Source organism: Streptomyces sp. NPDC101160 (genome assembly GCF_044768205.1).
Classification (GTDB): domain Bacteria; phylum Actinomycetota; class Actinomycetes; order Streptomycetales; family Streptomycetaceae; genus Streptomyces.
Genome location: NZ_JBIWPJ010000005.1, coordinates 469,973 through 492,085 on the forward strand (window position 1 = coordinate 469,973; position 22,113 = coordinate 492,085).

At 73.7% G+C, this 22,113-nt stretch carries 20 protein-coding genes; 10 read left to right on the forward strand and 10 right to left on the reverse strand.

The genetic code is table 11. The features are described from left to right. Positions 1 to 89: 89 nt before the first annotated feature. Complete coding sequence (locus ACIRSU_RS18360) at positions 90 to 1,505, forward strand: MFS transporter (RefSeq protein WP_403793258.1); 1,416 nt, start codon at positions 90 to 92, stop codon at positions 1,503 to 1,505. A gap of 21 nt (positions 1,506 to 1,526) precedes the next feature. On the opposite strand, the gene ACIRSU_RS18365 is transcribed toward ACIRSU_RS18360, so the two are convergent. Continuing rightward, positions 1,527 to 2,702: an Ig-like domain-containing protein gene (locus ACIRSU_RS18365; RefSeq protein WP_403793259.1), complete on the reverse strand. Its 1,176-nt coding sequence runs from the start codon at positions 2,700 to 2,702 to the stop codon at positions 1,527 to 1,529. A gap of 212 nt (positions 2,703 to 2,914) precedes the next feature. Between ACIRSU_RS18365 and ACIRSU_RS18370 the strand changes: the two genes are divergently transcribed. From ACIRSU_RS18370 to ACIRSU_RS18390, 5 genes are read left to right on the forward strand one after another with little or no spacing between them, the layout of a single operon-like run. Beyond that, positions 2,915 to 4,090: a lipid II:glycine glycyltransferase FemX gene (locus ACIRSU_RS18370; protein ID WP_403793260.1), complete on the forward strand. Its 1,176-nt coding sequence runs from the start codon at positions 2,915 to 2,917 to the stop codon at positions 4,088 to 4,090. Next, the gene (gene murJ, locus ACIRSU_RS18375) at positions 4,087 to 5,709 is read left to right on the forward strand and encodes a murein biosynthesis integral membrane protein MurJ (protein WP_403793261.1); all 1,623 of its coding nucleotides are present in this window, start codon (positions 4,087 to 4,089) and stop codon (positions 5,707 to 5,709) included. Before ACIRSU_RS18370 ends, murJ begins: the two co-directional genes overlap by 4 nt. A 43-nt stretch (positions 5,710 to 5,752) precedes the next feature. After that, positions 5,753 to 6,436, forward strand: coding sequence for a response regulator (locus tag ACIRSU_RS18380; RefSeq protein ID WP_403793263.1), 684 nt, complete (start codon positions 5,753 to 5,755; stop codon positions 6,434 to 6,436). A gap of 8 nt (positions 6,437 to 6,444) precedes the next feature. After that, positions 6,445 to 7,914: a sensor histidine kinase gene (locus ACIRSU_RS18385; RefSeq protein ID WP_403793264.1), complete on the forward strand. Its 1,470-nt coding sequence runs from the start codon at positions 6,445 to 6,447 to the stop codon at positions 7,912 to 7,914. Beyond that, the gene (locus ACIRSU_RS18390) at positions 7,911 to 8,522 is read left to right on the forward strand and encodes a hypothetical protein (protein WP_403793266.1); all 612 of its coding nucleotides are present in this window, start codon (positions 7,911 to 7,913) and stop codon (positions 8,520 to 8,522) included. The genes ACIRSU_RS18385 and ACIRSU_RS18390 overlap by 4 nt, the downstream gene beginning before the upstream one ends. Before the next feature lie 126 nt (positions 8,523 to 8,648). Here the strand turns inward: ACIRSU_RS18390 and ACIRSU_RS18395 are convergent, their stop codons facing one another. Next, a complete protein-coding gene (locus tag ACIRSU_RS18395; RefSeq protein WP_403793631.1) occupies positions 8,649 to 9,470 on the reverse strand; it encodes a serine hydrolase domain-containing protein in 822 nt (273 codons plus the stop codon). Between the two features lie 73 nt (positions 9,471 to 9,543). Here ACIRSU_RS18395 and ACIRSU_RS18400 point away from each other — a divergent pair, with 73 nt between their 5' ends. Continuing rightward, complete coding sequence (locus ACIRSU_RS18400) at positions 9,544 to 9,984, forward strand: MerR family transcriptional regulator (protein ID WP_403793268.1); 441 nt, start codon at positions 9,544 to 9,546, stop codon at positions 9,982 to 9,984. Then, positions 9,981 to 11,039: an aldo/keto reductase gene (locus tag ACIRSU_RS18405; protein WP_403793269.1), complete on the forward strand. Its 1,059-nt coding sequence runs from the start codon at positions 9,981 to 9,983 to the stop codon at positions 11,037 to 11,039. Before ACIRSU_RS18400 ends, ACIRSU_RS18405 begins: the two co-directional genes overlap by 4 nt. 35 nt (positions 11,040 to 11,074) lie before the next feature. Here the strand turns inward: ACIRSU_RS18405 and ACIRSU_RS18410 are convergent, their stop codons facing one another. The 7 genes from ACIRSU_RS18410 to ACIRSU_RS18440 form a co-directional block, all read right to left on the reverse strand. After that, positions 11,075 to 12,280, reverse strand: coding sequence for an acyltransferase (locus ACIRSU_RS18410; protein ID WP_403793271.1), 1,206 nt, complete (start codon positions 12,278 to 12,280; stop codon positions 11,075 to 11,077). Further along, positions 12,277 to 13,275 carry an alpha/beta hydrolase gene (locus ACIRSU_RS18415; RefSeq protein ID WP_403793272.1) on the reverse strand — a complete coding sequence of 333 codons (999 nt, stop codon included), beginning with the start codon at positions 13,273 to 13,275 and terminating at the stop codon, positions 12,277 to 12,279. The genes ACIRSU_RS18410 and ACIRSU_RS18415 overlap by 4 nt, the downstream gene beginning before the upstream one ends. A 177-nt stretch (positions 13,276 to 13,452) precedes the next feature. Continuing rightward, positions 13,453 to 14,139 (reverse strand): response regulator, encoded by a 687-nt coding sequence (locus ACIRSU_RS18420; RefSeq protein ID WP_403793274.1) that lies wholly within the window; start codon positions 14,137 to 14,139, stop codon positions 13,453 to 13,455. A gap of 114 nt (positions 14,140 to 14,253) precedes the next feature. Continuing rightward, positions 14,254 to 15,591, reverse strand: a complete 1,338-nt coding sequence (locus ACIRSU_RS18425) for a sensor histidine kinase (RefSeq protein ID WP_403793276.1) — start codon at positions 15,589 to 15,591, stop codon at positions 14,254 to 14,256. A gap of 201 nt (positions 15,592 to 15,792) precedes the next feature. Beyond that, positions 15,793 to 16,662, reverse strand: coding sequence for a DUF4429 domain-containing protein (locus ACIRSU_RS18430; RefSeq protein WP_403793278.1), 870 nt, complete (start codon positions 16,660 to 16,662; stop codon positions 15,793 to 15,795). A gap of 97 nt (positions 16,663 to 16,759) precedes the next feature. Next, positions 16,760 to 17,983, reverse strand: a complete 1,224-nt coding sequence (locus tag ACIRSU_RS18435) for an alpha/beta hydrolase (RefSeq protein ID WP_403793280.1) — start codon at positions 17,981 to 17,983, stop codon at positions 16,760 to 16,762. Between the two features lie 187 nt (positions 17,984 to 18,170). Then, on the reverse strand, positions 18,171 to 18,800 hold the full coding sequence (locus ACIRSU_RS18440; protein WP_403793282.1) for a TetR family transcriptional regulator: 630 nt from the start codon (positions 18,798 to 18,800) through the stop codon (positions 18,171 to 18,173). 163 nt (positions 18,801 to 18,963) lie between these two features. Here ACIRSU_RS18440 and ACIRSU_RS18445 point away from each other — a divergent pair, with 163 nt between their 5' ends. Both ACIRSU_RS18445 and ACIRSU_RS18450 read left to right on the forward strand, forming a co-directional pair. After that, a complete protein-coding gene (locus tag ACIRSU_RS18445) occupies positions 18,964 to 20,595 on the forward strand; it encodes an MFS transporter (protein WP_403793284.1) in 1,632 nt (543 codons plus the stop codon). A gap of 137 nt (positions 20,596 to 20,732) precedes the next feature. Further along, on the forward strand, positions 20,733 to 21,161 hold the full coding sequence (locus ACIRSU_RS18450) for a peptidase inhibitor family I36 protein (RefSeq protein WP_403793286.1): 429 nt from the start codon (positions 20,733 to 20,735) through the stop codon (positions 21,159 to 21,161). Here ACIRSU_RS18450 and ACIRSU_RS18455 read toward each other — a convergent pair. Further along, on the reverse strand, positions 21,142 to 22,092 hold the full coding sequence (locus ACIRSU_RS18455; RefSeq protein WP_403793288.1) for a potassium channel family protein: 951 nt from the start codon (positions 22,090 to 22,092) through the stop codon (positions 21,142 to 21,144). The genes ACIRSU_RS18450 and ACIRSU_RS18455 overlap by 20 nt on opposite strands. Positions 22,093 to 22,113: the final 21 nt, after the last annotated feature.

Below are 22,113 nucleotides of genomic sequence, written 5' to 3' on the forward strand. Positions count from 1 at the left end.
TTCTCGCAAAAACGATGGGTCGCGGCCGTCGTCCGGTCCGAACCTTGCCTGGCGTTCGTTCCCAGACAACCGGACACCGGAGGAAGACCGTGACCGCGACGACCCACCCCGTGCCACCCCTCGCTCCACCCGTGCTGAGCGCGCGCAGACGCTGGACGGTCCTGGCCGTCTGCTGCCTGAGCATGTTCCTGGTGGGCCTGGACACCACCATCGTCAACGTGGGCCTGCCGGCCATCGGACGCGGCCTGGACACCGACACCCGCGGCCTCGAATGGATCGTGGACGCCTACACCCTCGTCCTGGCCGGCCTCCTGATCTCCTCCGGCGCGCTGGCGGACCGCTTCGGACGACGCCGGGTGTTCCAGTGCGGGCTCGCCATATTCGGCGCGGCGTCCCTGGTCTGCGCGCTCGCCCCGTCGGCCGGCGTGCTCGTGGCGGCCCGCGCCGTGCAGGGCGTCGGCGCCTCGATGCTCAGCCCCGTGGCGCTCGCGATCGTGGTGAACGCGATGCCCGACCCGAAGGAACGGGCGCAGGCGATCGGCATCTGGGCGTCGGTGTTCGGCCTGAGCATGGCCGCCGGACCCGTCACGGGCGGCGCGCTGCTCGCCGGGCTCGACTGGCGGGCGCTGTTCTGGATCAACGCGCCCGTCATCGTGGCCGCCCTGCTGCTCAGCGCGGTCTTCGTGCCCGAGTCCCGGGGGCCGCGGGCCCGGCGCCTCGACCTGCCCGGCCAGCTCCTCCTGACCGTCGCCCTCGCGGCCGTCGTCGGCGTCCTGATCGAAGGACCGCGCATCGGCTGGACGTCGCCGGCGGCGCTCGCGGGATACGCGGGGGCCGCCGCGGCGACGGCCGCGTTCGTGTGGGTCGAGGCCCGCCGCCCCGAGCCGCTCATGGACCTGCGGCTCTTCCGGCGCCCGGTCTTCAGCGGCGCCGTCGTGGGCGCGGTGGCGGTCTTCGTCGCCCTGAACACGGCCCTGCTGCTCAACACCCTCTACCTGCAGCACACCCGGGGCTGGTCGGCGCTGGCGGCCGGCGTGGCGACCCTGCCCCTGGCCCTCGGAGCGACCGTCTGCGCCCCCTGGTCCGGCCGCATGGTCGGCCGCACGGGACCACGGCTGCCGCTGCTCCTCGCCGGCGGCTTCGTCACGGCCGGCGGGGCCTGCCTCGTCCGGCTCACCCCGCACACGAGCGTGCTCCTGCTGCTGGCCGCGTACGCGCTCATCGGCGTCGGCTTCGGCTTCGCCAACGCCCCGATCACCAACACCGCCGTCAACGGACTGCCGCCCGAACGCGCCGGTGTGGCCGGGGCGATCACCTCCACCGCCCGCCAGATCGGCGCCGCCCTCGGCATCGCCATCGCCGGCGGCCTGGTCACGGGCGCCGGCCCGACGGGACTCGCGCACGCGTCCCGGCCGGGCTGGATGCTGGTCGCGGCCTGTGGCGTACTGCTTCTCGCCGTGGCCCAGGTGTCCCGGCCGAAGGAGGCGCCCAAGGGCTCCGTCTAGCGAGAGCCGTCCACGACGTGGTCAGCGCAGCGCGCTCTTCGCCTGCCACTGCTGCCAGCTCAGGTTCCACGCGCCGTAGCCGTTGCCCTCCGCCACCTCGCCCTTCGTCTCCTCGCCCTTGATCTCGAAGGGGTCGCCGGGGCGGACCGTGGCGAAGAGGGAGGAGGCGTTGGCGTCGCTCATGCCGATGCAGCCGGAGCTGTGGTTCTCGCGCCCGAAGTAGGCCGCGTTCCAGGGGGCCGCGTGGGCGTACATGCCCGACCAGGTCAGACGCATCGAGTAGTTGACCATCTTGTTGTACGCGTCGCCAAGGCCCACCGTCTCGGAGTTCATGCGGATCGTGCCCTCCTTGGCCATGAGGACGGCCGTGCCGCGCCACGAGCGCTTGTCGCCGCCGGGTGTGCCGCCGGAGACGGGGATGGTGCGGACGGGGCGGTCGTTCTCCAGGAGCGTGAGCTTCTTGCGGTCGAGGTCGACCTTCACGACGCGCGAGGTCGTGTCGACGGTGAAGCCCGTGTGGTAGTCGCGGACGAACCAACCGCCGCCGGAGTCCGTGCCGTTCAGCGTCGCGTCGAGGGTCACCTTGGTGCCGGGCTTCCAGTACTGCTTGGGCCGCCAGTCGACGCGGTCCTTGCCGGAGTAGTCCGTGAGCCAGCCCCAGGAGCCCTCGGTGGGGTTGGAGGTGGTGACCTTCAACTGGCGTTCCACCTCCGCCTTGTTCCGCACCGGACGGTCGAAGACGATCGACAGCGGCTGGGCGACACCGACGGTGGTGTTCTTGCCGGGGGCGAGGGTGAGCTTGTTGACCTTGTCGGCGGCCGGCGTGGAGAAGGACGAGCGGGAGGTCGTCTCCTTGCCGCCGGTGCCACGGGCCGTGACCTCGACGGTGTACGAGGTGCCGGGCGCGGCCTTGCGGTCGGAGGTCCAGGAGCCGCCGCCCGAGGCGGTACGGCCCGCGAGCTCGCCGCCCTCGGCGTCGACGACCTTGACCCGGGCGAGCGAGCCGCCGCTCGCCGTCACGGTGACGGGCTTCCCGGCGGTCGGCGGGACCACGGTCACCTTCGCGGGCGCGCCGCCGGCAGGGGAGTCGCCCGCGGCGGACGACGACGGCTGCTCCGCGGTCGCCGCCGAACAGGCGGTCAGCGTCAGGGCCGACAGCAGGAGCAGGGGTATGTGTATGCGGACACGAGCACGCACGGAGCGGACCTCCGGGAGAGGCGGACAAAAGGTGGGATGCCTCGGACTGTAGGCCGCCCGACCAGCTCTCCGCCCGGCCCGCGGCCTGTATGACGACGCCTGAAGAGAAACGGTCATCGTCCGGTCACATTCCTCGCGCGGAGCGGTCAAGACCGGCTGTGAGTCTCCTGTGCGCCCCACACCGAACGGGGCGGAACAAGGAGGCTCCCGTTGTGTCAGCGCTGCTCATGACTCCCGCACCCGCCCGCACCACGCTCCGGCTCGGACCCGTCACCCCTGAGGCGTACCGCGCGTTCCTCGCCGCCCGCTCCACCGGCCCCGACGGGCCGAGCTTCCTCCAACTCCCGGCCTGGGCCGGGGTGAAGGAGGGCTGGAATCACCAACTCATAGGCTGGGGGAAGGAGTCGGGCGAGCTGAACGGTGTCGCCCTCGTGCTGCTCCGCCCCTTCCCCGGCACCCGCAAGTACTTCGCCTATCTCCCCGAAGGGCCGGTCGCCGACTGGGCCGACCCCGATCTGGACGGCTGGCTCGACCCGCTCCTCCACCATCTCCGCGCGGCCGGCGCCTTCGCCGTACGCATGGGTCCGGGACCCTCGTACCGCCGGTGGACCGCCGCCACCCTCAAGGCGCACACCGGGCCCGGCCGCCGTCTCGCCGACGTCCTCGCCACCGAGGTCGACCCGCTCGGCTCGGCCGTCGCCGAACGGCTCCGCGCCCGCGGGTGGCGGCGGTGCGGCGGCGAGTCCGAGGACGGCGCGGACGCCCAGCCCCGGCTCGTCTTCCAGGTCCCGCTCACCGGCCGCAGCTCCGACGAGCTGTGGTCCGGCCTCAACCAGGAGTGGCGGCGCAACATCCGCAAGGCCCGCAAGAGCGGTGTCGAGGTCGTCGTCGGCTCGGCGGCGGACCTGCCCGAGTTCCACCGGCTGCTGCGCATCACCGAGGAACGTGACGGATTCCGGCTCGGCCGCTCCCTCGCGTACTACGAGCGCCAGTACGCCGTCCTCAACGCCGAGCAGCCCGGCCGCATGAAGCTCTACCTCGCCCGCCACGAGGGCGAGATCCTCGCCGCGCACACCATGATCACCGTCGGCCGGCGGGTCTGGTACCAGACCGGTGCCTCCGCCGACCACCGCCGCGAGGTCCGCCCCTCCAACGCGCTGCAGTGGCGCATGCTGCTCGACGCGCACGCCCAGGGCGCCGACGTCTACGACCTGCGCGGGGTACCCTCCACCCTCGACCCGGACGACCGCGCCCACGGGCTGCTGCGCTGGAAGCTCGGCACCGGCGGACAGGTCGTCGAGACCCTGGGGGAGTGGGAGATTCCGTTGCCCGGCACGACCAACCACACGCTGTACCGCGCCTTCCAGGCGTACCTGGCCCGCCGATGACGGCGTCCGTCACCGGGACGAGGGAACAGGCCGGCCAGTCCGTCCTCCGCAGCGGCGCGCTCATGGCCGCCGGTTCGCTCGTCTCCCGCGCCACCGGATTCGTACGGTCCGCCGTCGTCGCCGCGGCCATCGGCACCGGATTCGTCGCCGACGGATACGCGGTCGGCAACTCCGTGCCCACCATCGTCTACATGCTGCTCCTCGGCGGCGCGCTCAACGCGGTCTTCGTGCCCGAGCTGGTGAAGGCGGCCAAGGAGCACGAGGACGGCGGCGCCGCCTACACCGACCGGCTGCTCACCATCTGCGTGCTCGCGCTCGCGGTGCTCACCGCCGCCGCCGTGCTCGCCGCGCCCGCGATCGTCGACGCGTACACCGACTACACCGGCCCGCAGCGGGACATGACGATCGCGTTCACCCGCTCCTGCCTGCCGCAGATCTTCTTCCTCGGTCTCTTCACGCTGCTCGGGCAGGTGCTCAACGCGCGCGGCCGGTTCGGCGCGATGATGTGGACGCCGGTCCTCAACAACGTCGTCGTGGTCGCCGTCTTCGGCCTCTTCCTGGCGGTGTCGGACGGCGGCGGACTCACCGCCGGCGAGACCGCGCTGCTGGGCTGGGGCACCACCGCCGGCATCGCCCTCCAGGCCGTCGCCCTCCGGCCCGCGCTGCGCGCCGCCGGCTTCCGCTTCCGGCCCCGCCTCGACTGGCGCGGCAGCGGACTGACCGCGCCGCTGCGCTCGGCCGGCTGGCTGGTGCTGCTCGTGCTCACCAACCAGGCCGCGTTCTGGGTCACGACGAAGGTCGCCACGGCGGCCGGCCAGCGCGCCGAGGGCGCCGGGCTCAGCGCGTACAACAACGCCTACCAGCTGTGGATGGTCCCGCACGGCATCATCACCGTCGCCCTCGTCACCGCGCTGATGCCCCGGATGAGCGGCGCCTCGGCCGAGGGCGACCTCGCCGCCGTCCGCGGTGACGTCGCCTACGCGCAGCGCGGCAGCATGGCGGCGATCGTCCCCGCCGCCTGCGCGCTCTTCGCGCTCGCCGTGCCGCTGATGGGCACGGTCTTCCAGTACGGCCGGACGGACGCCGGCGCGGTCCGCTCGATGGCCTGGATCCTGATGGCCCTCGCGCCCGGACTCGTCGCACTCTCCGGCCAGTACGTGTGCACCCGCGCCTTCTACGCCCTGCGCGACACCCGCACCCCGTTCCTCCTCAACCTGGTCATCGCCGCCCTGAACGCCCTGCTCGCGGTCGGCTCGTACGCCTTCCTGCCGGCCCGCTGGGCCGTCGCCGGCATGGCCGCCGGCTACTCGCTCGCGCTCTGGGCGGGCTGGGGCCTCACCGCGTACGTGCTCTCGCGACGCCTGCGCGGCGCCGAGCGGACGGGTACGGGAGCGGGCGGCGCGCTCGTACGGCTCCTCGTCGCCGCCCTGCCCGCCGCCGCGCTCGGCCTGCTGACCGCCGAACGCACCGCCCCGGCGGGCCGGGTCGTGTCGGGCCTCGCGGGCGCGCTCGTCATCGTCGCGGTGTTCGCCCTCCTCGCCCGGCCGCTGCGGCTCACCGAAGTGCAGGCGCTGACCGGGAACGTGACCGGCCGCCTCCGGCGTCTCGCAGGACGATGACCACCCCTCATCCCCACCGCCCCGACCTTGGGATACTCACCAGATGCCACGCGTGCTGCTGATCGAAGACGACCCCTCCGTCCGCGAGGGCGTCGAGCTCGGGCTCCGGCGCCGCGGGCACGAGGTGCGCACCGCCGCGACCGGCGAGGCGGGGCTCGCCGCGCTCGGCGAGTTCCGGCCCGACCTGCTGCTGCTCGACCTGATGCTGCCCGGCATGAACGGCGTTCAGGTCTGCCGCCGGGTCCGCGAGACCAGCCAGCTGCCGATCATCATGCTCACCGCGCGCGGCGACGACTTCGACGTGGTCGTCGGCCTGGAGGCGGGCGCCGACGACTACATCGTCAAGCCCGCCCGTACCGAGGTCATCGAGGCCCGCATCCGCGCCGTGCTCCGCCGCATCGAGGAACCCGGCGGCGGCCGGCCGGCCGTGGAGTTCCACGGCGAGCTGGCCGTCGACCGGGCCGGGCTCACCGTCGCCAAGAACGGCGAGCGGGTCGCCCTCGCCCCCTCCGAGCTCAAGCTGCTCCTCCACCTCAGCGCCGCACCCGAGCAGGTCTTCAGCCGCCAGCAGCTCCTCGAACACGTCTGGGAGCACAGCTTCCACGGCGACGCCCGGCTCGTCGACGCCTGCGTCCGCCGGCTGCGCACCAAGATCGAGGACCCGGGGGAGCCGCGCTACATCCAGACCCTGCGCGGCTTCGGCTACCGCTTCGGACCGATCCAGTGAGAGCCCACGTGCCGGGCGACGACGGTGACCGGCCCGCACGACACCTCCGCCGGCCGCGCCCCTTCGGGCTGCGCACCCGGCTCGTCCTCGCCTTCCTCCTGGTCGCCGCCGTCGGCTGCGGCACGACGGCCGCGCTCACCTACCGGGCCGCCCGCACCGCGATCCTGGAACAGACCCAGGACACCGCCGTCTCCGCCTTCCGCCAGCAGGTCGAGACCCTGAACGTGCAACTGCCCGTCGACCGCGACGGCCTGCGCAACGAGCTCCAGCGGATCGCCCGGCAGGGCAAGCCGCGGCCCTGGCGGGTCTACGCGGAGTACGGCGACCTGCGCGTGTCGTCCACCGACCGGGACGAGTCGAGCGTCCTCACGCCCGAGCTGCGCCGCCGGGCCGGCGCGGCCGGCACCACCCACGGCAGCTTCCAGCGGGTGGTCAAGGACGGCACCCCGTATCTCACCGTCGCCGTCCCCGCCCTCTTCGGGAACTTCAAGGGCTATCCGCAGGACCACCCCACCGGTCTCGTGCTCTACGCGGTGATGGACCTCGGCGAGGAGGACGCCAACATCGCGGCCATGCTGGTCGCCGCCCGCGACGGCGCCCTGCCCGCCCTGCTCGTCGCACTGGTCCCGGCCCTGGTCGCGGCCCGGGGCGTGCTGCGCCCCGTGCGGGAGCTGCGGCGCGCCGCCCACAGCATGGGACGGGGCCGCCTGGACACCCGTATCCACGCCAAGGGCAGCGACGAACTCGCCGACCTGGCCAGGACCTTCAACGAGTCCGCCGCCGAGCTGGAACGTTCCGTCACCGAACTGCGGCGCGCCGAGGCCCGCGCCCGCCGCTTCGCCTCCGACGTCTCGCACGAGCTGCGCACCCCGCTCGCCGGCATGCTCGCCGTCACCGAGGTTCTCGACGAGGACGCCGGCACGCTCGACTCCGACACCGCGCGGGCCGTACGCCTGATCAGCGCCGAGACCGGCAAACTGGCCGTGCTCGTCGAGGACCTGATGGAGATCTCCCGCTTCGACGCCCGCGCCGCCGAACTGCACACCGACGAGGTCGACGCGGCGGAGATGGTCCGCAAGACGCTCCTGAACCGCCACTGGACCGACCCGCAGCAGATCACGGCGGAGCTCACCGACGGCATCCGCGCCCGACTCGACCCGCGCCGCTTCGACGTCGTCGTCGCCAACCTGGTCGGCAACGCGCTGCGGCACGGCGCCCCGCCGGTGACGGTCCGGGTGCACGCGGAGGGGGACTGGCTCGTGACGGAGGTCGCCGACCGGGGCCCGGGCATCCCGGCGGACGTCCTGCCGCACGTCTTCGACCGCTTCTACAAGGCCGACCAGGCCCGTACCCGCTCGGCGGGCAGCGGCCTCGGGCTCGCCATCACCCAGGAGAACGTGCGGCTGCACGGCGGCACCGTCGTCGCCGCCGACCGCCCGGACGGCGGCGCCGTCTTCACCGTCAGGATCCCGCTGTGAGCCGCCGTCCCGCGAGCCGCCGCATCTGCCGGGGACTGTGTGTCGCCGCACTCCTCGCCCTGCTGCCGGGCCTCGCGGCCTGCGGCATCCAGGGCAGCGACGTCGTGGAGGCCGGCGGCGCGGCACCGGTCACCGTGCAGCCGACCAGCGAACCCCGGCTGCTGCTGTTCTTCGTCGGCAAGGACGGGCGGCTGATGCCGGTCGCCCGGGAGCTCCACTTCGCCTTCGGGCAGGACTGGGGCGAGGGCTCCGGCACCGACGTGACCGTGATGCCCAGCCACCCGGTCGAGGTCGTCGGCTACCGGGTCCCCACCGACAAGGTGCTCAGCACCCTCCTCGACGGGCCGGAGGAGAAGGAGCGCGCCGCCGGCCTCACCACCCGGCTCACCCTGCACGGCGGCGGCGATCCCCATGTCGAGCCGCCCGCCAAGGACGGAAGCGGGGGGCTGCGCCTCCGGCTCTCCGTCCGGGTCCGGGACATGGACCCGGTGGCCGTGCAGCAGCTGGTGTGCACGACCGCCTTCGCCGAGAGGTGGGGCAGCGGGGTTCCGGTCGTGATCTCGGGCGCGGACGGCTCGTTGCCCGCGACCACGTGCAGGGTGGGTTAGCGAAGTAGGCCGGCCCAGCAGCGCCGCGACGAGCGGTGGGCGGCACGGCACGGCACGGTACGGCTGCGCAGCGCGGCCCGGCTGGTCACGGCCGAGCTGGTCACGGCCGGCCGGGGCTGAGCCGGGCTACCGGCCGCCGCGCAGCTCCGCGAGCACCGCGTCCGTGAACGGCGGCCACGCCTCGATCGCCCACGGCCCGAAGGGCCGGTCGGTCAGCGCCACGCACGCGGCGCGCGCGTCGGGGTCGATCCACAGGAAGGTGCCGGACTGGCCGAAGTGTCCGAACGTCCGCGGCGAGGACGTGGCACCGGTCCAGTGCGGCGCCTTTCCGTCGCGGATCTCGAAGCCGAGGCCCCAGTCGTTCGGCCGCTGGTGCCCGTAGCCCGGCAGGATGCCGGTCAGGCCGGGGTGCACGACGGTCATCGCGTCCAGGACCGTGCGCGCGTCGAGCAGCCGCGGCGCCTGCACCTCGGCGGCGAAGCGCACCAGGTCGTCGACGGTCGACACGCCGTCCTTGGCGGGCGAGCCGTCGAGGGTCGTGTCCGTCATGCCGAGCGGCTCCAGGACGGCCTGGTGCAGATACTCGGCGAAGGGGATGTCGGTGGCCTTGGCGACATGGTCACCGAGCGCCTCGAAGCCGGCGTTGGAGTAGATCCGGCGGGTGCCGGGCGCGGCCATGACGCGGTTCTCGTCGAAGGCGAGCCCGGAGGTGTGGGCGAGCAGGTGCCGTACGGTCGCGCCCTCGGGCCCGGCCGGCTCGTCCAGGTCGATCGCCCCCTCCTCGTACGCGACGAGCACCGCGTACGCCGCGAGCGGCTTGGTCACGGAGGCGAGCGGGAAGCGCCGGTTCGTGGGGCCGTGGGACCCGGCCAGGGTGCCGTCCGCGCGGACGACGGCGGCGGCCGCGGTGGGGACGGGCCAGTTCTCGACGGCCTTCAGGCTCTGCATGCTGCTCTGCATGCGGCCGAGCCTACTTCGCCCGCTTGCTTAGAGTGGACTCCAAGTCTCTAGCGTGGAGGTCATGAGCGTGATCGACAGCACGAGTACGAGCACGAGCACGAGCACGAGCACCAAGTCGGTGATGGCGCCGGAGCGGTTCACCATCAGCGAGGTGGCGGCGCTGACCGGACTCTCGGCGCACACCCTGCGCTGGTACGAGCGGATCGGCCTCATGCCGCACGTGGACCGCTCGCACACCGGCCAGCGCCGGTTCGGCCGGCGGGACCTGGACTGGCTCGCCTTCGTCGGCAAGCTGCGGCTCACCGGCATGGCGGTGGCGGACATGGTCCGCTACGCGGAGCTGGTGCGCGAGGGCGCGCACACCCACGACCAGCGCCGGGCGATCCTGGAGGCCACCCGGACCGACGTCGTCGCCCGGATCGCCGAGCTCCAGGACGCCCTGGCCGTGCTCGACCTCAAGATCGATCACTACGGCACCGTCTGCGGAGGCACCTCTTCATGAGCAGCAACACCAGCGGCATCAGCAACAACAGCGGCATCAGCGGAAAGATCGACACCGTCCGCCTCGGCGGCCCCGACGGACCCGAGATCGGCGTCCAGGGCTTCGGCGCCATGGGCATCAGCGAGTTCTACGGCGACACCGACGAGGCCGCGGCCCGCGACACCCTCGACGCGGCCCTGGAGGCCGGCGTCACCCTCATCGACACGGCCGACGTCTACGGGCAGGGCGCCAACGAGGAGTTCCTGGCCCCGTTCGTCGCCGCGCACCGCGACGAGATCGTCATCGCCACCAAGTTCGCCATCGAGCGGCGCGCCGACGACCCCGCGTACCGGGGCGTCAACAACGACCCCGCGTACATCCGCACGTCCGTCGAGGGCAGCCTGCGCCGCCTCGGCATCGAGACCATCGACCTCTACTACATGCACCGCCGCGACCCGCAGGTCCCGCTCGCCGAGTCCGTCGGCGCCATGGCCGAGCTGGTGAAGGAGGGCAAGGTCCGGTACCTGGGCCTGAGCGAGGTGACCGGGGCCGAGCTGCGCGAGGCGCACGCGGTGCACCCGATCACCGCCCTCCAGTCGGAGTGGTCGCTGTTCTCCCGGGACGTCGAGCGCAGCGCGGTCGGCGCGGCCGCCGAGCTGGGCGTGACCTTCGTGCCGTACTCGCCGCTCGGCCGCGGCTTCCTCACCGGTGCCTTCGCCGACGCCGGCAAGGAGCTCCCGGCCACGGACTTCCGCCGCCACCAGCCCCGCTTCTCCGGCGAGAACGCCGAGCGCAACGCGGCCCTGCTCGCACCGCTCCGCGCCATCGCGGCCGAGCACGACGCCACCCCCGCCCAGATCGCCCTCGCCTGGGTGCAGCAGCGCGCCGCCGTCCACGGCCTGACCGTCGTCCCGATCCCCGGCACCCGCAAGCGCTCCCGCCTCCTCGAGAACGCGGCCGCCACCCGGATCACGCTCACGGACGAGCAGCTCGCGGCCCTGGAGCCGATCGCGGGCCAGGTGGCGGGCGACCGCTACCCGGACATGACCTTCACCTCGGCGGCCCGCGAGGGCTGAGGTAGCACCCGCTCCGCGGCTCCCGCGAGCCGCGGTCACGCGAGCCCCAGCGCGAACACCGCGAAGCCCGTCGCGAGCACCCCCGCCGCCGCGCGGGGGGCCGGCCCGGTGCGCGTCCACGGGGACTCGAAGCCCCGCGCGTACCGGCCGACGAGGACGAGCAGCCCGGCGAAGAGCGGCATCCAGGCGAGCCGCGCCAGGATCCAGCCGACCGAGTCGGGCGCGCCGACCAGGCCGGTCAGCTCGCCCGCGTACGAGGCGGGGATCGCGGCCGCGAGCATCGCGGTCTGGTGCCAGCACAGGATGGTCATCGCGGACAGGTTGATCACGACCACCGGCGCCCACAGCCCGGGCCGCCGCTTCAGGAGCCCGCCGAGCCGCTCGCGCAGCAGGATCGCGGCGCCGCTCTGCGCGGCGGCGAGGGCGAGGACGAGCAGCGACGGCGGGTGCGAGTTGGTGCGGGCCTCGCCGGGCACGCCGACCATCGAGGCCGGGTAGCCGAACCACAGCAGCAGCGTGGCGAACAGCGCGACGCCGCCGGCCAGCAGCCCCCAGGCGTGCCGCCGGGTGATCCGGCCCTCGCCCCAGGAGACGCCGAGCTGGTACGCGAAGAGCCAGCCGGGCAGGATGTTCAGGACGCTCAGCCAGGACGGCACGGCGGCCGAGTCGGCGTACGGCCCGTAGCGCAGGAAGTCGACCACCGCGACCGAGCCGAGCAGCGGGGCCGCCGCCCACACCCCGAGCCGCCGCGCGGCGCGCACGCAGTACGGCGTGAGCGCGGTGACGACCACGTACACGCCCACGAACCACAGCGGCTGGACGACCAGCGTCGACGCCGTCCGCAGGGTGTCGTACGGCACCCCGAAGCCGTAGTGCAGCAGCGGCAGCAGCGCCGCCCACACGGCGGTCACGCCGAGCACCGGCCGCCCGAGCCGGGCCAGCCGGCCGCCGAGCCAGGCGCGGGTGCTGCCCTGGTGGCGGCGGAAGGAGAGGACCGAGGCGTAGCCGCCGACCAGGAAGAAGATCCCCAGCATCTGCAGGAGCCAGCTGACCGGCGCGAGTCCGCCGAACGACGACAGCGGGCTCGCGTTGTGGATCGCGCCGTCGGCGGAGAGCGTGAAGCCGCCGAGCAGCCAGTGCCCGGTCGGCACGGCCAGCAGCGCGAGCGCGCGCAGCCCGTCGATCGCGCGGTCGCGGTGGGCGGGGGTGGATGCCTCGATCTTCTCGACGAGCCTGTTCATCGGACGTCCCCCTCGGCGATCGCGGCGAAGGCGCGGAGCGAGGACGTGCCCGGCGCGAAGTAGCCGTCGTGGCCCTGCGCGTCGGCGGCGGGGACGCGGCGGGCGCCGAACTCCGGCGCGGCGGGGTCGGAGCCGTGGCCGAGGCCGGCGAACTCGACGTACGGGACCCGGTCGATCCAGTCGGTCGGGTCCTTGGCGGCCCACACCCGGGCCGTGGTGTTCAGGGCGGTCACATCGTCGGCGCGCATTCCGGGCGAGGCGATGGCGACGACGTCCTTGGCCTTGAGCCGGTGCGCGGCCACCCCGCAGACCACCGAGCCGTAGCTGTGGCAGAACAGCGCGGGCTCGGCGGCGCCGACCGCCCGCAGGCCCTCGGTGAAGCGGACGAGGCGGCCCGCGCCCGCCTCCGCGAGGTCGCCGGTGGCGGCGTCGATCCCGACCCCTACGGGGGTGGTGTACCCGGCCCAGGCGACGACGGCGGTCCGGTCGTTCGTGGCCGCGCGCAGCGCCGTCGCCTTGCGGGTGAGCGGCGCGAGGTCGCCGGCGTCGATGTCCGACCCGGGCACGATCACGGCCACGTGCTCGGCCCTGGCCAGGTCCCCGTAGACGAGTACGGCCTGGCCGCGGCCCCGTGGGTCGTACGCGAGGACCTGGCCCTCTCCGGCGAACCGGCCGCCGGTCGTACGGGCGTTGGCCGCGTACCGCAGGGCGAGCGGGACGCCGTCGAGGTTGCCGACGACGGTCGGGTGGGACCGTACGAGCTCCCGCTGCCGCGCCGGGCTCAACCCGTGGAAGTAGGCCGCGACCTGATCGGGCGTCATGCGCTCCGGGTCCGGCAGTCCGTCGGCCCGCCAGGCCGCCGTCCCGACCGGCGCCCCGGTCACCGGCTCCTGGGAGCTCCCGGACGCCCAGCCCGCGGTGCCGGCCACCACGGCGGCGCTGAGTGCGGCGGCGACCAGGGTCCTGCCGAACCGGGTCCTGGTGATGGGGCGCATGCGGCCCTCCCTTTCCGTTCCTGTCTCTCTCGTCGCTGGCGAGAGGAAGGTAGGAACGAAGTGGGTGACGGCACGTCACACCGGGGCGCCAAGCCCGGACTCATACCGGGGTAGGGGCCGGAGGAGCAGCCGGCCCGAGGCCGGGGGTGGGGTTGTCCCCCGGGGGCTACCCGGTGGTCAGCGGCCTCCGCCCGGTGTGACCAGGCCCGACTCGTACGCGAAGACCACCGCCTGCGCCCGGTCGCGCAGGTCCAGCTTGGCGAGCACCCGCCCGATGTGGGTCTTCACGGTCTGCTCGGCTACCACCAGACGATCGGCGATCTCCTGGTTCGACAGGCCCTGCGCGATCAGCTCCAGGACCTCGGTCTCGCGCGGAGTGAGCCCGTTGAGGCGGAGCGCCGCCCGGTCGCCGCGCGGCGCGGCGGGCCGGGACGCGGCGAAGTCGGCGATCAGGCGCCGGGTCACGGACGGCGCGAGCAGCGCGTCGCCCGCCGCCACCACCCGTACCGCCGCGATCAGGTCGGCCGGCGGCGCGTCCTTGAGGAGGAAGCCGGAGGCGCCGGCGCGCAGCGCCTCGTACACGTAGTCGTCCACGTCGAAGGTGGTGAGCATGAGCACCTTCGGCCGGTGCACCACGCCCGGCGGAGGGTCGAGGATCTCGCGCGCCGCCGCGAGCCCGTCCAGCTCCGGCATCCGCACATCCATGAGGACCACGTCCGGGTGCGTCGTCCGGGCCACCTCGACGCCCTGCCGGCCGTCGGGCGCCTCGCCCACCACGTCGATGTCGGGCTGCGCGGCGAGCAGGGCGGCGAAACCCGCCCGCACCATGGCCTGGTCGTCGACGATGATCACGCGGATGGTCACAAGGCGCCCTCTGGGTCGGTCGGTTCGGGTCGGGTCCCGGGCCGGGCCCACCGGGTCGGTCGGCTCGGGTGGGGCCGGTGGGTCGGTCGGCCCGGGTCGGGCCCACCGGGCCGGTCAGCCCGGGTCGGTCAGCGGCATCCGGGCGGCGACCCGGAAGCCCCCGTCCGGCAGCGGTCCGGTGTCGAGCGAGCCGCCCGTCAACCGTACGCGCTCCCGCATCCCGACGAGCCCGTGCCCGGTGCCGTCCCCGCTCTCGACCGGCCCTGAACCGTTCCCCGAACCGTTCCCCGCCGGCGGCCCGTTGACGACCAGGACGTTCAACCAGCCCTCGGCGTCGCCCCGTACGGACACCCGGGTGGTCGCCCCCGGCGCGTGCCGGACGACATTGGCCAGCGCCTCCTGCACGATCCGGTACGCCGACAGGTCCACCGCCGGCGGCAGCCCGGCCAGGTCCAGGTCGGCCGCGAGCGACAGCTCGGCCGGCACCCCGGCCCGTACCGTCGCCTCCACCAGCTGCTGCACCCGGTCGAGCCCCGGCTGCGGCGCCCGCTCGCCCTCCGCGCCCTCGCTGCGCAGCACCGCGAGCAGCCGCCGCATCTCGGCCAGCGACTCGCGCGCCCCGGCCGCGATCGACGCGAACTCCTCGCGGGCCGGCTCCGGCAGGTCCGGGATGCGGTACGGGGCGGAGTCGGCCTGCACGGTGATCACCGACATGTGGTGGGCGACCACGTCGTGCAGCTCGCGGGCGATCCGGGTCCGCTCCTCCAGGAGCGTGCGGCGGGACCGTTCGGCCTCGCTGATCGTCTCCTGCTCGACGAGCCGCCGTTCCGCCTCGCCGCGGCCGCGCAGGGTCGCGGTGAGCAGCAGCAGGACACCGCTGAGCACGAAGAGGACGATGGGGATGCCGTCCACCCGGGACGGTGAGACCAGCGCGAACATCGCCCCGGCGGCGCCGGTCATCAGCCACACCCCGAACAGCGCGCGCCGCGACTCGCGCGGCCCGAGCGCCACCATCAGGGCGAGGTAGCCGACCACGACCATCGGCGTCCACGGCCAGGGCTGTCCGGCGACCGGGTCGCCGATGAGCAGCACCAGGCCGCCGACGACGTCCGCCGTGAAGATCACCCACCAGGCCTGCAGCGGCCGCGTGACGGCGACGAGCAGCGGCACGGTCTGGGCCGTGCCCAGCGCTCCGGCGACGGCGCCGTTCACCCCGTACTCGTTGATGAGCACGGCGATGGTGACGGGCAGCAGCACGGCGACGAAGACGAAGGCGACCGCGTACGGCAGCCACCGCACCCACGGCTTCGCCGCCCGCGCGAGCAGCGCCTCGCCGTGCCCGGTGGGCGTGGCGAGGGCGACACCGATGCTCCGTACGCCTTCGCGGGCCCGGTACAGGCCCCGGACCAGGGGACGCGGCATGTGCGGCCTGCGCCGCTTCGTTTCCTTCATGGTGCGCCCAGCGTAGGCAGCGTGACCGGCGGGCTACGTCATACCGGAGTGCGGGCCTCGGGGTCATACCGGGGTACGACCCCGAGAGACGGCCTCGTTCGGGGCTCTGAGCCCAGCGCCCAGGGCTCAGGGCCTCAGAGCTCCGGGCTTCTGGCCCGGGTTCGGGCTCAGGGCTCCGGCTCCGGCCTCAGCCACAAGAGCTCAGAGCTCCGCCAGGAGTTCCGCCTTCTTCGAGGAGAACTCCTCGTCCGTGACAAGCCCCGCGCGGTGCAGCTCGCCCAGGTGGCGAATCCTTTCCGCAATGCCCGCCGGATCGCGCTGCGGCACCGTCACCGGCACCCGCGCCGACGCCCCGCGGACCGCCGCGAGGACCGAGGCCGCGAACGGCAGGGACTGGTGGACCGGCCCGTAGCCGAAGCCGAAGACGACGGACGCCGGGTCGTGGTCGGGCTGCGCCGGCCGCCCGTCCGGGCCGTCCGCCGCGCCGTCCCGGGCGAGCAGTCGCAGATAGCCGTCGAAGATCTCGGGCGAGCGCCACTCGACGCCGCTCAGCTCGCGCACCCGGAAGGTCTGGTCGCCGGCCTTCCACTTCTCCGAGGACGCTCCGGACCACGACCAGCGGAAGGACACCTCCGACACCCCGTCGAAGCTCGCCTTCCCGTCGTACGCCTTGAAGGACTGCGGGCCCTCCGGCGCCGCCACCAGGAAGCCGTCCGCGGGCAGGTCGGCGTCCTCCGGCGGGAGGAGCGCGCGCAGCTCGTCGCGGTAGTACTCGGCGAGGGTCTCCTTGTCGGCGGGCAGCACCAGACGGTACGGGTCGCACCCGTCCTTCAGCTGCCCCGCCGCCGCCTCCATCAGCGGATCGGCCCCCGCCCGCGGCACGGCGTGCAGCACGACGGTGCCCCGCGCCCCCGGCGACAGCGTCACCGACGCCAGCGCCTCGTGCGGGACGCGTCGTTCGCGCAGCGCCTGGAAGAGCTTCGGAGTGCGGATCCCCCGTTCGAAGCGGATGACGACTGCGTCGCTCTCGAACTCCCAGGTGGCATGAATTCCGGCCAGCACATCACCCATGCGCCTCATCGTATGCGGCGTATGCCCCGACGTCGCCCCTCCGTAACCACCGTAAATCCGCCGCGACGCACCGGTGCCCCTCGGCGCGCTACGCGCGTCAGGAGGCCGCCGCGCCGAAGATTCCACGGAGACAGGCGTTGTCGGCGGTCGAGCAGGTCAGCGAACGGTACGAGCCGACCCCTATCGCCGCGAAGTTCTGCAGGCTGAGCGTGCCCGGCACGAAGTAGCCCGCGTGGCCGTCCGCGCCGGCCGCCGAGAGCAGCCGCGCGCCGAACTCCGGCGCCACCGGATCGGTGCCGTGCCCGACCCCGCCCAGCTCCAGGTGCGGCACGTCCGCGATCCAGTCGTCGGCGTCCCGCATGGCCCAGACCCGGGCCCCGGTGTCCAGGTCGGCGGCCCGCTCGACGCGCATCCCGGGGCTGCCGGCCACCACCACGTCGGACACCCGGGCGGGCAGCCGGGGCGCGGCGACCCCGCACAGGACGGAGCCGTAGCTGTGGCAGAAGAGCGTGACCCGCGAGTCCCCCGGCAGCGCCCCGGTGAGGTCGACGAGCCGGACCGCGCCCCGCTCCGCCAGCTCCCCGATGGCCGCGTCGATGCCGACGCCCACGGGCGCGGTGTAGTCCGCCCAGGCGATCACGGCCGTACGGGCGCCCGGGTCGGCCCGCCGCTCGGCGTCGTACAGCGACTCGGCCATCCCGACGACCGCCGAATAGCGGCGCGCGCTCTTCTGGAAGGTCAGCAGGTTGGTGTCGACGCCGGGCACGATCACGGACACCCGCCGGGCCCGCTCCAGGTCGCCCAGGACCTCCGCCGTCCGCCCCGTACCGCTCGGGTCGAAGGCGAGTATCTGGCGGCCCGGCCGCATCAGCGACCGGAAGCGGTCGACCCGGCGCTGCGCCTCGTGGCGGCCGTCGGCGCTGAGCCTCGGGTCGTCGACCCGGCCCCGCTCGGCGGCCAGCGCACGGCCGAGCGAGACCCGGTTGGCGCGGTAGCGCAGGGTGACGGGGGCGCCGTTGAGATTGCCCACGACGAACGGGTGGGCGGTGGCGAGCCGGGCGCCCTGCGCGGGGCCGACGGCGGCGAAGAACGCGGCGATCGTACGGGCCGGCGCCACCGGGTCCGGCAGCGCGCGGCCGCCGACCCGGTCGCGCGCCCAGGCGGCGAGCGCCTGCGCCCGGGTGTCGCCCTGCGTGGGCTGATGCCGGATCGTGGTCCATCCCGTGGTCGCGAGGAGCACGAACACCACGGCCAGCGCGAGCAGCGCGCGCCAGACGGAGAGGGCGACCGAGAGGGCGGGGTCGGAGTCGAAGGAAGACATTGGGGGTCACCCTAGGGGCCGCCCCGGGGCGGCCGTGCCACGAGTGACGCGGATCACGCGGGGCGGGGGCGGGACGGTGACGGTGGGTGAGGGGTGTACGTACGGGAGTGCGGGTGACCGGGCGGGCGTGCGGACCGCCTGACGGGCCGGCGGGCTTACGGGCCAGTGGGCTTACGGGCCGGCGGGCTCACGGGCGCCAGCGCGGGGCGAGTGCGGCGCCCAGATGGTCGAGGTACCGCTCGGTGAGCGCGCGGATCGAGTCCAGGGTCAGGTCCTCGCCGCGGACCCAGAGCTGGCCGGTCACCCGCATCACGCCACCGAACGCGGCGACGGCGATCCGCGGCCGCGGGTCCTCGTCGACGTCGAGCCCCTCGCGCTCGGCGATCATCCGGGCGAGGGTGTCCTCCATCTCGTTGGAGCGGCGCAGATGGACGGCGAGCAGGGCCGGCGTGGACTCGATGAGGTGGAAGGTGCGCAGGTACAGCTCGACGGGGACGACCTCCTCGATCGCCTCGCCGATCGTGTCCCAGCCGCCGAGCACCGCGTTGCGCAGCGCGTCGAACGGGCCCTCCTCGGGCGGCCGCTCGGCCAGCGAGCGGAGGAAGCGCTGCTCCACCATCTGCTGGACGGCGAAGGCCACGTCCTCCTTGGTGGCGAAGTAGCGGAAGAAGGTGCGCTGGGAGACGTCGACGGCGTCGGCGATCTCGTCGACGGTGGTCCGCTCGTACCCCTGGGTGGTGAACAGCTCCAGGGCCACCCGGATCAGCGCGTCGCGGGTGCGCTGCTTCTTGCGCTCGCGCAGACCGGGAGCGGTCACGTCCGGCGCCCCTCTTCCGTCACGTTCTCGGCCACGTCTTCCGTCTTTTTCTCGCCGCTTCCTCGCCGCTCGGACCTGCTCAGCGTACCTGTGAGCTACGTGACAGTTACCGGCGCGTGAATCGCTTTGTCAATTGTCAGCGGCTGACACTAGCCTCGTTTTCATGACTAGTCAGATCACCGTGGAAAAGGCCCCGCAGGGTCAGGGGGGTGCCCCGGAGCCGGAGCCGGCCGACGCGGCTCCGGCGAGGGGACTGCGCGGTCACCCGTGGCTGACCCTGTTCTCCGTCGCAGTGGGCGTGATGATGGTCGCGCTCGACGGCACGATCGTCGCCATCGCCAACCCCGCCATCAAGGAAGACCTCCAGGCGTCGCTCGCCCAGGTCCAGTGGATAACCAACGGCTACCTGCTCGCGCTCGCCGTCGCCCTCGTCACCGCCGGCAAGCTCGGTGACCGCTTCGGCCACCGGCAGACCTTCCTCATCGGCATCACCGGCTTCGCCGCCGCCTCCGGCGCCATCGGACTGTCCGGCTCGATCGCGCTCGTGATCGCCTTCCGGGTCCTCCAGGGCCTCTTCGGCGCCCTGCTCATGCCGGCCGCGCTCGGCCTGCTGCGCGCCACCTTCCCGGCCGAGAAGCTCAACATGGCCATCGGCATCTGGGGCATGGTCATCGGCGCCTCGACGGCGGGCGGCCCGATCGTCGGCGGCCTGCTCGTGGAGAAGGTCAGCTGGCAGTCCGTCTTCTTCATCAACGTGCCGGTCGGCGCCCTCGCGCTCGTCCTCGGCCTCGTGATCCTCAAGGACCACCGCGCCGAGAACGCCCCGCGCTCCTTCGACGTCTTCGGCATCCTGCTGCTCTCCGCCGCGATGGCCGCCCTCATCTGGGGCATCATCAAGGCCGGCGAGTCCTGGGGCTGGGGCGGCGGCAAGACCTGGGGCTGCCTGATCGGCGCGCTCGTCCTCTTCGCCGTGTTCGCGGTGTGGGAGACCAGGGCCAAGGAGCCGCTGATCCCGCTGAAGATGTTCCGCTCCGTGCCGCTGTCGGCCGGTGTGGTGCTCATGGTCCTGATGGCGTTCGCCTTCATGGGCGGCCTGTTCTTCGTCACCTTCTACCTGCAGGGCGTGAAGGGGCTCAAGCCGGTCGACGCCGGTCTGCACCTGCTGCCGCTCACCGGCATGATGATCGTCTCCTCGCCGCTGGCGGGTGCGCTGATCACCCGGTTCGGCCCGCGGGTCCCGCTGGTCGGCGGCATGGTGTGCACCGCCGTCGCCATGTTCGGCATGATCAGCCTGACCCCCGGCACCGGCACCCTCGCCATGTCGCTGTGGTTCGCGCTCCTCGGACTCGGCCTCGCCCCGGTCATGGTCGGCGCCACCGAGGTCATCGTCGGCAACGCGCCGCTGGAGCTGTCCGGCGTGGCCGGCGGCCTGCAGCAGGCCGCGATGCAGGTCGGCGGCGCGCTCGGGACGGCGGTGCTCGGCGCCGTCATGTCCTCGAAGGTGTCCAGCGCCTTCGGCGAGAACTGGCAGGCGGCCCACCTGCCCGGGCCGGCCGACCCGCGCCTGGAGCAGGCCGCCGAGTTCGGCATGGTGCCCCCGGAGCTGGCCAAGGCGCCGGGCGTGACGCCGGAGATCGTCCAGGTCATCGGCAAGGTCATCCACGACACCTTCATGGACGGCATGGGCCTCGCCTTCACCGTCGCCGGTGTCGTGGCGGTCGCCGCCGCGCTGGTCGCCACACTCACCAAGCGCGGCGAGAACGCGGAGGCGGGCGCGGGCGCGGCCCACATCTAGGAGTCGCAGGCTCATCTCGGGGTTCCCGTAGGGGGCCGTCACCTGTTCGCGTGAACGGGGGCGGCCCCTCTTCCGTTGCGCCGGACTCTCCGCCATGCTTTTGATTACAGAGAGTTACGAGACGGGGGTTCACCTGCATGTATACGAAGACGCTTCTCGCCGCCGGAGTCCTGCTGACCGCCCTGGCGGTACCGGCGCTCCCGGCCCAGGCCGCACCCACCGCGGCCACCGTGCAGGCCGCGCAGGCCGCGCCCAGCGCACTCGCGAGGTCGGCCGGCACGGCCCTCGGCGCCTGCGGGCCCGGCCAGCTGTGCCTGTGGCCGAAGGCCGACTTCAAGGGCAAGGCCCAGATCCACGAGCTGGCCTCGGTCGACATCGAGAGCTGCGTCGCCCTGCCGGCCGGGACCAGCGCCCAGTCCCTCGCCAACCGGACCGGGCGGCCGGTCACCACCTACCAGTCGGCCGAGTGCGCGGAGACCGGGGAGTTCGAGACCTATCCGGGCAGAGGGACGTGGGCACCCCAGACGCCGTACCAGGTCCGGGCGTTCAAGATCTGGGAGAGGTAGGCGCAGCCGCGGGCGCGGGGACCTCGGGGCTGCCCGGACCCGGGACCGGGCCCGCGTCCGTGCCAGGGCACGAGCCCCTGCCCCTGCCCGTGCCCGTGCCCGTGCTCGTGCCCGTTCCCGTGCCCGGGCCCGCGTCCACGCCACGGTCCGGGTCCGCGCCACGGTCCGGGTCCGCGCCAGGGCCCGCGTCCGCGCCACGGTCCGGGTCCGCCGGCGGGGCCGAGAGGCGCGCGACCTCGGCCCGCAGGGCGCGTACCTCGGCGGTCAGCGCCTCCAGGAGCTCGGTCTGCCGGCGCTCGGCCTCGTCGTCCCGGTCGAAGCGGGAGATGAACCAGGCCGCGATGTTGGCCGTCACCACACCGAGCAGCGCGATCCCGGACAGCATCAGGCCCACCGCGAGCACCCGGCCCAGACCGGTCGTCGGGGCGTGGTCGCCGTAGCCGACGGTGGTCATCGTGGTGAAGGACCACCAGAGCGCGTCCCCGAGCGTCTTGATGTTGCCGTTCGGCGCGTCCCGCTCCACGTGCAGCACCGCGAGCGAGCCGAACATCATCAGCCCGACCACCGCGCCCGCCACGTACGTGGTGAGCGTCATCTGCGGGGCCATCCTGGCCCGCCGGCCCACCAGGAGGAGTGTGGAGACCACCCTGAGCAGCCGCAGCGGCTGCACCATCGGCAGTATCACCGCGATCAGGTCCAGCGGATGGCCGCGTACGAAGGCCCAGCGGGCCGGGGCGAGCGCGAGCCGCACGAGGTAGTCGAGGGCGAAGGCCGCCCACACCGTCCACTCCACGTGGGTGCACAGCCGGTGCACCCACGGCTCGGCGCCCGGCGCCACGATCGGCACGGCGTAGGCGGCACCGAACGCCACGGCGAGCACGAGCAGCGGCTTCTGGGTGAGCTCCTCCCAGCGATCTCTCATGCCCCGCATCGTAGGGAAAACCGGGGAACG